The 9,878-nt window shown below is 68.1% G+C and carries 10 protein-coding genes and 1 tRNA gene; 6 read left to right on the forward strand and 5 right to left on the reverse strand.

Annotated features, from left to right (window positions below; all coding sequences use genetic code 11):
• The first annotated feature begins 59 nt into the window (after window positions 1-59).
• Together cysS and rlmB are read left to right on the forward strand one after the other, a co-directional pair.
• Window positions 60-1,484, forward strand: coding sequence for a cysteine--tRNA ligase (gene cysS, locus F8O03_RS03750; protein ID WP_151422595.1), 1,425 nt, complete (start codon window positions 60-62; stop codon window positions 1,482-1,484).
• On the forward strand, window positions 1,481-2,476 hold the full coding sequence (gene rlmB / locus F8O03_RS03755) for a 23S rRNA (guanosine(2251)-2'-O)-methyltransferase RlmB (RefSeq protein ID WP_151422603.1): 996 nt from the start codon (window positions 1,481-1,483) through the stop codon (window positions 2,474-2,476). Before cysS ends, rlmB begins: the two co-directional genes overlap by 4 nt.
• 84 nt (window positions 2,477-2,560) lie before the next feature.
• Here the strand turns inward: rlmB and F8O03_RS03760 are convergent, their stop codons facing one another.
• From F8O03_RS03760 to msrB, 5 genes are all read right to left on the reverse strand, one after another.
• Window positions 2,561-3,979, reverse strand: coding sequence for a hypothetical protein (locus F8O03_RS03760; RefSeq protein ID WP_151422610.1), 1,419 nt, complete (start codon window positions 3,977-3,979; stop codon window positions 2,561-2,563).
• Window positions 3,969-4,814, reverse strand: coding sequence for a TIGR03943 family putative permease subunit (locus tag F8O03_RS03765; RefSeq protein WP_151422618.1), 846 nt, complete (start codon window positions 4,812-4,814; stop codon window positions 3,969-3,971). The genes F8O03_RS03760 and F8O03_RS03765 overlap by 11 nt, the downstream gene beginning before the upstream one ends.
• Window positions 4,807-5,862, reverse strand: coding sequence for a permease (locus F8O03_RS03770; RefSeq protein WP_151422625.1), 1,056 nt, complete (start codon window positions 5,860-5,862; stop codon window positions 4,807-4,809). The genes F8O03_RS03765 and F8O03_RS03770 overlap by 8 nt, the downstream gene beginning before the upstream one ends.
• A gap of 72 nt (window positions 5,863-5,934) precedes the next feature.
• Window positions 5,935-6,010: transfer RNA gene (locus F8O03_RS03775), tRNA-Thr, on the reverse strand.
• A gap of 83 nt (window positions 6,011-6,093) precedes the next feature.
• A complete protein-coding gene (gene msrB, locus F8O03_RS03780; RefSeq protein ID WP_151422631.1) occupies window positions 6,094-6,510 on the reverse strand; it encodes a peptide-methionine (R)-S-oxide reductase MsrB in 417 nt (138 codons plus the stop codon).
• Between the two features lie 106 nt (window positions 6,511-6,616).
• Here msrB and F8O03_RS03785 point away from each other — a divergent pair, with 106 nt between their 5' ends.
• From F8O03_RS03785 to groL, 4 genes are all read left to right on the forward strand, one after another.
• Window positions 6,617-6,910 carry a DUF3263 domain-containing protein gene (locus F8O03_RS03785; protein WP_104253823.1) on the forward strand — a complete coding sequence of 98 codons (294 nt, stop codon included), beginning with the start codon at window positions 6,617-6,619 and terminating at the stop codon, window positions 6,908-6,910.
• 4 nt (window positions 6,911-6,914) lie between these two features.
• Window positions 6,915-7,466, forward strand: coding sequence for a LytR C-terminal domain-containing protein (locus tag F8O03_RS03790; protein WP_151422637.1), 552 nt, complete (start codon window positions 6,915-6,917; stop codon window positions 7,464-7,466).
• A 264-nt stretch (window positions 7,467-7,730) separates the two neighbouring features.
• Window positions 7,731-7,946 (forward strand): cold-shock protein, encoded by a 216-nt coding sequence (locus F8O03_RS03795; protein WP_068479823.1) that lies wholly within the window; start codon window positions 7,731-7,733, stop codon window positions 7,944-7,946.
• 218 nt (window positions 7,947-8,164) lie between these two features.
• Window positions 8,165-9,784 carry a chaperonin GroEL gene (groL, locus tag F8O03_RS03800; RefSeq protein ID WP_104253821.1) on the forward strand — a complete coding sequence of 540 codons (1,620 nt, stop codon included), beginning with the start codon at window positions 8,165-8,167 and terminating at the stop codon, window positions 9,782-9,784.
• The last annotated feature ends 94 nt before the right edge of the window (window positions 9,785-9,878 follow it).

Raw genomic sequence — 9,878 nt, forward strand, 5'->3', positions numbered from 1 at the left:
TCGTCGGGGCCGCAGGGACGTTCACTCGTCCGTGCGGCCCCGACGCGTATGCTGGTGCAGTGAATCAGCGCATCTACGACACGCAGACGCAAGCACTCGGCGACTTCGCGCCGCTCGTGCCAGGCGAGGTCTCGCTGTACGTCTGCGGGCCGACGGTGCAGTCCGCGCCGCACGCCGGCCACCTGCGTTCCGCGCTGGTCTACGACCAGTTCCGCTCGTGGTTCGAGGCGACCGGGCTGCGCGTGACGCTGGTTCGCAACGTCACTGACATCGACGACAAGACGCTCGCTGGCGCGACGCCGGACGAGCCGTGGTGGGCCCTCGCGTACCGGGTCGAACGCGAGTTCAACGCCGCGTACTCCGCACTCGGCATCCGCCCGCCCACGTACGAGCCCCGCGCGACGGGGTCTATCCCGGAGATGCAGGAGCTGATCTCGCTGCTCATCGAGCGCGGCCACGCGTATGCGGCGGTCGACGAGAGCGGCGACGTGTGGTTCGACACGGGAAGCTGGCCCAGCTATGGCGAGCTCACCCATCAGCGTCCCGAGGACATGGCGGAGGGGGAGGCCCCGAGCCGAGGAAAGCGGAGCGCCGCCGACTTCGCCCTCTGGAAGGGGCAGAAGCCGGGCGAGCCGGACTCGGCTGCCTGGTCTTCGCCGTGGGGTTCGGGGCGACCGGGCTGGCACATCGAATGCTCGGCCATGTCGACGAAGTACCTCGGGCCGACGTTCGACATCCACGGCGGTGGGCGAGACCTCCGATTCCCTCACCACGAGAACGAGCTGGCGCAGTCCCGCGCGGCGGGCCTCGAGTTCGCTCGCACGTGGGTGCACAACGGGCTCGTGTCGGTTGCCGGGCAGAAGATGTCGAAGTCGATCGGCAACACCGTCTCGGCCGTCGACCTCCTGACCGCCGCGCGTCCGATCGTCGTTCGCTACTTCCTGGGTTCCGCCCACTACCGCTCGACCATCGAGATCGGTGAGAACTCGCTCGACGAGGCGGCCGCCTCCTTCTCGCGCATCGAGGCGTTCCTCGAGCGTGCCGAGCGGGCAGGCCTGCTCGCGTCCGTCGTCGAGGAAGCGCCGCCCAGCCTCGCCAACCTGCCCGAGGCGTTCATCGCGGCCATGAACGACGACTTCGCGGTCCCTCAGGCGATCGCCGCGCTGCACGAGGCCATCACCGCCGGCAACCAGGCGTTCGACACCGGCGCGTCCGACGCGGCGGCGCGCGCCGCCCGCGAGGTCACCGCGATGCTCGACATCCTCGGCATCAACCCACGCGCTGAGCAGTGGAGCGGGGGAGCGGATGCGACGGGCGAGACAGCCCTCGCCGCCCTCGTCGACGCGCTGCTCACCGAGCGCACACAGGCCCGCGGTGCGAAGGACTTCGCCCGCGCAGATCAGATTCGAGACACGCTGGCAGCAGCCGGCGTGCAGATTGAAGACTCGCCGAACGGCAGCTTCTGGACGTTGGAGAAGGCATGAGCACGAACTCGCGAGGAAATCGCAGCAAGAAGGGCCCCACGAAGGGCACCGGTGGCAACGGCCGCAAGTCCCTCGAAGGTCGGGGCAACACGCCTCGTGCCGAGGACCGCTCCTGGCACGTCGCCGGCAAGCGCAAGGCGGCGAAGGAGCGCCTCGAGGCTGCTCGTGGCGGGTCCAAGCCGCGTCCGGCGCAGCGTGAAGGCGGGGCACCGCGTCGCGCCCGCACCGATGACAGCACGGAACTCGTCACCGGCCGCAACTCGGTCGTCGAGGCGCTCCGCGCCGGCATCCCGGCGACGACGCTCTACGTCGCCGCCCGCGGCGAGATGGACGAGCGCGTCAAGGAGATCTTCAAGATCGCGACCGAGCGCAAGATCCCGATCCTCGAGGTCATGCGTCCCGAGCTCGATCGCATGGCTGGACGCGACGCGGTGCACCAGGGCGTCATCATCAAGGTGCCGGCGTACACGTACGCCGACCCCATGGAGGAACTCGACCGCGCCATCCAGCGCCGTCGCAACCCGCTCTTCGTCGCGCTCGACGGCATCACCGACCCCCGCAACCTCGGCGCGATCGTGCGTTCCGTGGCAGCGTTCGGCGGCGACGGCATCATCGTGCCGCAGCGCCGATCGGTGGGCATGACCGCCTCGGCGTGGAAGACTTCAGCGGGTGCCGCTTCGCGTCTCCCCGTCTCCATGGCCTCGAACCTGACGGCCACCATCAAGGCGTACAAGAAGGCCGGTGTGTTCGTCATCGGCCTCGACGGCGACGGCGACGTGTCGCTGCCCTCGCTGGAGCTCGCGACCTCACCGCTGCTCGTCGTCGTGGGCAGCGAGGGCAAGGGCCTCTCGCGCCTCGTCACCGAGCACTGCGACGCGATCGTCTCGATCCCGATCGACGGGGCCACCGAGTCGCTCAACGCCGGAATCGCCACGAGCATCACGATGTACGAGGTCTCGAAGCTGCGCGCGGCGAAGCGCGCGGCCAAGTAGCCGAGGCGTTCGACGTTGAAGGGCCTCACCCCTGCGGGTGAGGCCCTTCGTCGCACCTGCGCAGTCGGAGACCGCGGGTCCCTGTCAGCGGCACCAGGACGTCAGGAAGCCGGTGAGCCGACGCAGCTCCGCGCCGCTCGCGATGTCGATGACGGTTGTCGTCGACTGCTTCATGCCGGGGAGCACGGCGTAGCCGTCCGGCCCCTGCGCACCGAGCCCCGTCTCGACCGCGAGGTACTGGCCGTTGGGGGAGACGCAGATGTCGCGTAGCCATTCTCCGCTCTCGCCCGGATCGAACAGCGTCCGCTGCCCAGCGGCGTCGGCGAGCTCCACCGTGACGTCGGCGAGCCCGGCAGCCGCATCCGCAACCGCCGAGATCTGCGTCCCGTCTTGACTGAGCACGCTCGTCTGCGTGAGGTACTGCGTCTCGCTGAGCGAGATCGGGGCAGGGGTCAGCGCCTCTGCGGTACCCGAGCTGAGGTCGAACAGCGTGTAGCCGCCGACACCGGACGTGACTGCCGTCGCCGTGCCCGGTACGAAGCCGTGGAAATGCTGCGCCTGGCCGATCGGCTCGGCGGGAGTGCCCGCCAGGACGTTGACCAGGTACAGCTGCTCGTCGAGGGTCTGCGCGATGAGAGCCCCGGTCCGAGGGGCGAACGCCCACGCGGAGACCATGAGCGGGGCCCCGTCTGGGCCCGCGACCTGCTTCGGCCTGAACGAGGTGTCGCTCGTGTCGAAGACGAACAGCGACCGAACCAGTTCCGTCTGCCCGTCGGCGTGCATCCCGTCGATCACGAACCCGATGAGTCCGCTCTCCGCATCCGCGGCGAGACTCGAGAAGCTGCCCGTCGCATCCACGTTGAGGGGCACCGCCGGCCCTGGCTCGGCGCGGGGCGCGACGCCAACCGTCCCGAGGCCCGCGGTGTCCTGCTCGATGACGGCGACGAACGCGTCGGTCAGTGCGTACTCCTGGATGCGTGGCGCGGTGAAGAGGATGCGCGGCTCGCCGCCGCCGGAGACGTTCGTCTCCACGACGCGGTCCTCGAGGCTCCCGCCGGTTGAGATGGCACCGCGCACGAGCGTCGACACGTCCAGCTGCGGGGTCGCGAACTGCGTCTCGAGCGTCGATGCGACCCCCGTCGAGGAGCTGACCGCATCCTGGACCGTCAGCGTGTAGTTCGTGTCGTACGCGAGCAGCTGCTCGAACGTGAGGGTGATGGTGCCGTCGTCCTGCGAAAGGCTGTAGTCGGCGGCCGGTTCGAGGACGACCTGTGCGGGGTCGATCTCCCGCAACCGCTGGTTGGGCGTCAGTACGAGGCGCGTGCCCTGCTGCTCGACCGTGCCGATCGCGTTGACCGCCGTCGACGCGACGCGCGGCCCCTGCAGGATGTTGCCGACCGCGAGACCCGCCGCGAGCAGGGCGAGCACGACGACCGCGAGGATGAACGTCTTCCGAAAGCCTCGTCCCGTGCGGGCGTCAGGCGAGCTGAGCTCAGTAGACATATGGATCGCTCGGCTGGTCGATGGCGGTGACGGTCGTGGGCATGAGCGCCACCCGTTCCGCACTGGACGCGCTCGGGTTCGTGACGAACGCGCCGTCCACCTCGACCCAGGTGTCGACGGGGTAGGCGGCCTGCCAGCCGGGCTGGTGCACGGCGACGCCGACAGGTGCGGCGTCGATCGCGCAGCAGTTCACGACGAAGCGGGCGAGGATGAACGCATCCGGCGCGTCCGGATCGACCGTCACGAAGCCGACGAGCTTGGCGCGCTCGCCCAGGACCTGCTGCTCGCCATCGCCCTGCCGGAGCATGGCCGCCCAGTCTTTGACCGTGAAGCTGCTGGTGTCGCGGCCGCGCAGCGTCTCGCCTTCGTCGATCGGGGAGTCCACGGTCTGCGCGTTGGCGTTCAGCGAGCGGTTCTCGACGGCCGCAGAGCTCAAGGTCACGGGCGGCGCGATGATGAGCGCGACGAACGCCGTCACGACGACGACCAGCGTGACCGTCGTCGAGGCGATCACAGCGATCCGCTGGCGGGTGCCGAGGCGCGGACGCCGGTTGTTGCGCCGCGCGGTCGACGTGCCGAGCGCATCCGACTCATGCGAGTGGTCGTGCCCGTTTCCGTTTCCGTGCCCGTGCCCGTGCTCGTCGCGGGAGGGCGTGGCGGCGATCGCGGCGATCGCCAGGATCCCGCCGATGACCGCCATGATCGAGGTGAAGACGAAGTAGCGCGGGTGGATGTACAGCGAGAGGCCGCCGGTCATCGAGAGCCAGACCGTCGCGACGACGGTGATGAGCGTGAGGGCGACGCCGCGCCACCTGGAGAGCAGTCGTTCAAGCAATGAGGTTCACTCCGAGTCCGAGGGTGAAGGCCGACAGCGCGACGATGAGGGTGATGCGGGCGAGGACCGCGCTCGTGTAGGTCGTGCGCATGAGGGCGAGCATCTTGACGTCGATCATCGGGCCCATCACGAGGAAGGCGACGATGCCACCGGGCATGAAGGTGCCGACGAACGAAAGCGCGAAGAACGCGTCGACGTTGGCGCAGATCGAGATGACGAAGCCGAGGGTCATGAGCACGAGCACAGAGAGCACCGGATGCTCTCCGAGGGTCGTGAGCAGGTCGCGCGAGACGCCGACCTGGATCGCTCCGGCGATGGCCGATCCCACGAAGAGCGCGGGCAGCATCGTCGACGTCTCCGCACCGAACATGGAGGCGCTCGCGCGGAACCGCTCGCGCACGCTCGAGCCCGTCTCGTGGCCGTGCCTCGCCTCCAGCTCGCACGTCGCGGCGAAACTCGGCGTGAGGAGGTCCTGCGGTTTCGGGTGCCTGCTGAAGAGGAACCCGATGACGTTCGCGATCACGAAGCCGCCGATGATGCGGGCCGCGAGGATGCCATGGTCCCAGCCGAACGCCTGGTACGTCGTGACGATCGTGATGGGGTTGAGGATGGGTGCCGCCAGCAGGAACGTGATCGACTCGGCGGGCGTGAAGCCGCGCAGCACGAGGCCGCGCGCGAGCGGGACATTGCCGCATTCGCAGACGGGCAGCGCGATGCCGAACAGGGAGATGACGGCACGCCGCAGCCACGGCGCCTCCGGCAGGACGCGCATGAGGAAGCCGGGCGGCAGCCAGTGCTGCACGACGATCGAGAGCAGGATGCCGAGGATGATGAAGGGCATCGACTCGATGACGACGCTCAATGAGAGCGTGACGAAGTCCGTGATCGGTCCGAGTGCCGGCTGGTCGTCGAGCGACGCAGTGAGCGTGCGGATCGCGATGAGCGTGAGCACGAGGCCCGCGCCGATCGTCAGCCCGAGAACTCCGCGGTTGGCGGCCGTGCGCTGCTGCGGGAGCTTGGTGCGCTGCGCGGTCGTGTGCTCGTGCATCCAGCCGAGTATAGTTCGGGCCGCTTTCGCGAGGTCGGGACGTGCCGGGGTTCTGCGCATGGACGCGCATCGTGGAGCCGACTGCGAGGTTCGAACTCGCGACATCCGCTTTACAAGAGCGGTGCTCTACCAGCTGAGCTAAGTCGGCCTGCTGCTTTCGCAGCGGCACCATCATAGTCATGCGGTGCACGTCTCCGCGCACCGCATGGCTATCGAAGGATGCCCGTGCGCCTACTCGGCGGGGGTCTCTTCCTCCGGCGTGAAGGAGAGCGAGAGCGAGTTCATGCAGTACCGGTCACCGGTCGGCGTACCGAAGCCGTCAGGGAAGACGTGGCCGAGGTGGGAGCCGCAGTTCGCACAGCGCACCTCGGTGCGCACCATCCCGAGCGAGCGGTCCTCGAGCAGCTCGACCGCGTCCGGCCGCACGGACTCATAGAAGCTCGGCCAGCCGCATCCGGAATCGAACTTGGTTCCCGCCTTGAACAGCTCCGAGCCGCACGCTCGACACGTGTACAAGCCGGCACGACCCTCATCGAGGAGCTCTCCCGTGTATGCCCGCTCCGTGCCTGCCTCACGCAGCACGTGGTACTCCTGCGGCGTGAGCTCCGCGCGCCACTCGGAATCGGGCTTGTTGACGGCGTAGGACACCGTGCCTCCTGGAAAATCGACGAGACCGCTGGGAGCGGCCGGGGAGGATCGAGCATACGCGCGTTGCGTGAGTCCAGTCCGTGAACCCTGCTCGTACACTTCGTGCATGGCACGGGACGTGGAGCTCAGCGACCTCGAGCGCGCGCTGCTGGATTTCGAAGACGGGAATCCGCGGCAGAACGCGGCGAAGGCGGCGGCGATCAGGGATCGCTTCGGCTGGTCGACGACGCAGTATTACCGAAATCTCGCTACGCTCATCGAGACACCAGCTGCGCTCGTCCACCAGCCGATGCTCGTCGGCCGCCTGCGGCGTGCGCGCGAGCGGCGTGCGGACGAGCGCCAGTTGCGGCGCGAGCAGCGCATGTCCAGCGCCTCTCCCACCTCAGGACGGATTCGGTAGACACGTGAATTACCCCAAGGATCGCTTCGACGACATCCCACCAGGGCTCGACCGACGCGGCGCGCATCGCGCGCCCCGCACGCGCCTCGCCAAGCTCGCCTCGTGGCTGTGGGGTCTGCTCGCCGTTGTCGTGATCGTCGCCGTCGCCGCCGTCGCGATGCAGGTCATCAACGGCGCCGTCTCGTTCAGCCCGACCGCGGAGACCGCGACGAGTGAGACTCCGACGGCGGAGGCGCCCGTCGAGGAGGCGCCGGCGGAGGTTGTGCCGCAGCTCGACCCGAACGTCTCCGTGCGAGTCCTCAACGGAACCGAGCTCGCGGGCGTCGCGGGCAGCACCACCACGGAACTCGCGGCCGCGGGCTGGAACGTCACCGAGACGGCGGATGCTCCGACCTCCGACTACGAGACGACGACCGTCTCCTACAGCGATGCCTCCCAGGAGGCTGCGGCGCTCGCCCTCGTCCAGTCGCTCGGTGGCGGAACGGCCGTCCTGGACCCGAACGTCGCCGCCGCTGGCACGATCGTGGTCATCGTCGGCGTCGACCTCGCGGGGTAGCCGTTCTTCGCAGGTGCGCCGAGGCTCGACACGGTGCGTGACCCGGGCATTCTCCGGGGAATATGGCTCGTGTGTTCCGTGAGTGTGAACATCTGGAGACAAAACGTCGCCAGGTGACGTGATCCCGGTTTTTGGCTTTCTCGCTCAACAGGTCGCCACCTAGTATCTTGCTCGAGTCCTGGGCACCATCGTTCGTCCCCCTCGCACGCATGCAGGGCTCCGCGGGTTGGCGCCTGCGAGTACTACCGAGCAATGGAGACAAACATGGCGAACGGAACCGTGAAGTGGTTCAACGCTGACAAGGGCTACGGCTTCATCACTGTGGATGCGCTCGACGGCGCTGCTGCACAGGATGTGTTCGTGCACTACAAGGCCATCGAGATGCAGGGCTACCGAGTCCTCGAAGAGGGCCAGAAGGTCGAGTTCGAGATCGGCGCGGGCGACAAGGGCCCGCAGGCGGAGTCGGTGCGCGCGCTCTGACCGCAGGCTGGGAACGGCGTCGGCCCTCGCGGGTCGGCGCCGTTCCGCGTTCAGGGGGCATCGGCGTCTCTTCCGGCTCGGCTCGTTCGCCCGCAGCGAGAAGGCGCCGGGCGGCTTGCACTCGACAGGGTCGAGTGCCAATATGGATTTGCACTCGCCTCGTTCGAGTGCCAACCACGAACCTCACGAACCACGTCCGGAAAGGACGCAGTACACATATGTCGAAGATCATCGCTTTTGACGAAGAGGCCCGTCGCGGGCTTGAGCGTGGACTGAACACGCTCGCCGACGCGGTCAAGGTCACCCTCGGCCCACGTGGCCGCAATGTCGTGCTCGAGAAGAAGTGGGGCGCGCCCACGATCACGAACGACGGCGTCTCCATCGCCAAGGAGATCGAGCTCGAGGACCCGTTCGAGAAGATCGGCGCCGAGCTCGTCAAGGAGGTCGCCAAGAAGACCGACGACGTCGCCGGTGACGGAACGACCACGGCTACCGTCCTCGCTCAGGCACTCGTCCGCGAGGGCCTCCGCAACGTCGCAGCTGGTGCAGACCCGATCTCGCTCAAGCGCGGCATCGAGAAGGCCGTCGAGGCAGTCGTCGCCGAGCTCCTCTCCTCCGCCAAGGAGGTCGAGACCAAGGAGCAGATCGCTGCCACCGCGTCCATCTCGGCCGCTGACGCACAGATCGGCGAGATCATCGCCGAGGCCATCGACAAGGTCGGCAAGGAAGGCGTCGTCACCGTCGAGGAGTCGAACACCTTCGGCACGACGCTCGAGCTCACCGAGGGCATGCGCTTCGACAAGGGCTACCTCTCGCAGTACTTCGTCACCGACCCCGAGCGCCAGGAAGCCGTCTTCGAAGACGCGTACATCCTGATCGTCAACGGCAAGATCTCCAACATCAAGGACCTCCTGCCTGTCGTCGACAAGGTCATCCAGGCTGGCAAGCAGCTCCTCATCATCGCCGAGGACGTCGAGGGCGAAGCTCTCGCGACGCTCATCGTCAACAAGGTCCGCGGCATCTTCAAGTCGGTTGCCGTCAAGGCTCCCGGTTTCGGCGACCGCCGCAAGGCTCAGCTGCAGGACATCGCCATCCTCACCGGTGGTCAGGTCATCAGCGAAGAGGTCGGCCTCAAGCTCGAGAACACCACGCTCGACCTCCTCGGAACGGCCCGCAAGGTCGTCGTCACCAAGGACGAGACCACGATCGTCGAGGGCGCTGGCTCGCCCGAGCAGATCGCCGGCCGCGTTGCCCAGATCCGCGCCGAGATCGAGAACAGCGACAGCGACTACGACCGCGAGAAGCTCCAGGAGCGCCTCGCGAAGCTCGCCGGTGGCGTCGCCGTCATCAAGGCCGGAGCCGCGACCGAGGTCGAGCTCAAGGAGCGCAAGCACCGCATCGAGGACGCCGTCCGCAACGCGAAGGCTGCCGTCGAAGAGGGCATCGTCGCCGGTGGTGGCGTCGCGCTCATCCAGGCTGGCGCTCGCGTGCTCGGCTCGCTCGACCTGCAGGGCGACGAGGCGACCGGCGTGAACATCGTCAAGGTCGGAATCCTCGCGCCGCTCAAGCAGATCGCAACGAACGCTGGCCTCGAGCCCGGCGTCGTGGCCGAGAAGGTCGCCGGACTCGAAGACGGCTGGGGCCTCAACGCCGCAACCGGCGAGTACGTCAACCTCATCGAGGCCGGCGTGCTCGACCCAGTGAAGGTCACGCGCTCCGCGCTGCTCAACGCAGCGTCGATCGCTGGTCTCTTCCTCACGACCGAGGTCGTCGTCGCCGACAAGCCCGAGAAGGCTGGCGCACCGGCGATGGACCCGGGCGCTGGAATGGACTTCTAAGCACCACGCGCATGTAGACAGGCGGGGGGGGCCCCCCGGGGCCCCCCCCAGATAGGGGACACCCACCAACACCCACGGGCCCCCGCGCAAAAAA

Origin of the sequence: Pseudoclavibacter terrae (assembly GCF_008831075.1) — a bacterium.
Taxonomy (GTDB): domain Bacteria; phylum Actinomycetota; class Actinomycetes; order Actinomycetales; family Microbacteriaceae; genus Pseudoclavibacter; species Pseudoclavibacter terrae.

What these genes read in the sequence shown, in the direction of transcription:
- groL (WP_104253821.1), top strand. Translation starts at nt 8,165, where the DNA reads ATGTCGAAGATCATCGCTTTTGACGAAGAGGCCCGTCGCGGGCTTGAG.
- F8O03_RS03785 (WP_104253823.1), top strand. Translation starts at nt 6,617, where the DNA reads ATGGCACGGGACGTGGAGCTCAGCGACCTCGAGCGCGCGCTGCTGGAT.
- rlmB (WP_151422603.1), top strand. Translation starts at nt 1,481, where the DNA reads ATGAGCACGAACTCGCGAGGAAATCGCAGCAAGAAGGGCCCCACGAAG.
- F8O03_RS03795 (WP_068479823.1), top strand. Translation starts at nt 7,731, where the DNA reads ATGGCGAACGGAACCGTGAAGTGGTTCAACGCTGACAAGGGCTACGGC.
- F8O03_RS03760 (WP_151422610.1), bottom strand. Translation starts at nt 3,979, where the DNA reads ATGTCTACTGAGCTCAGCTCGCCTGACGCCCGCACGGGACGAGGCTTT.
- F8O03_RS03770 (WP_151422625.1), bottom strand. Translation starts at nt 5,862, where the DNA reads ATGCACGAGCACACGACCGCGCAGCGCACCAAGCTCCCGCAGCAGCGC.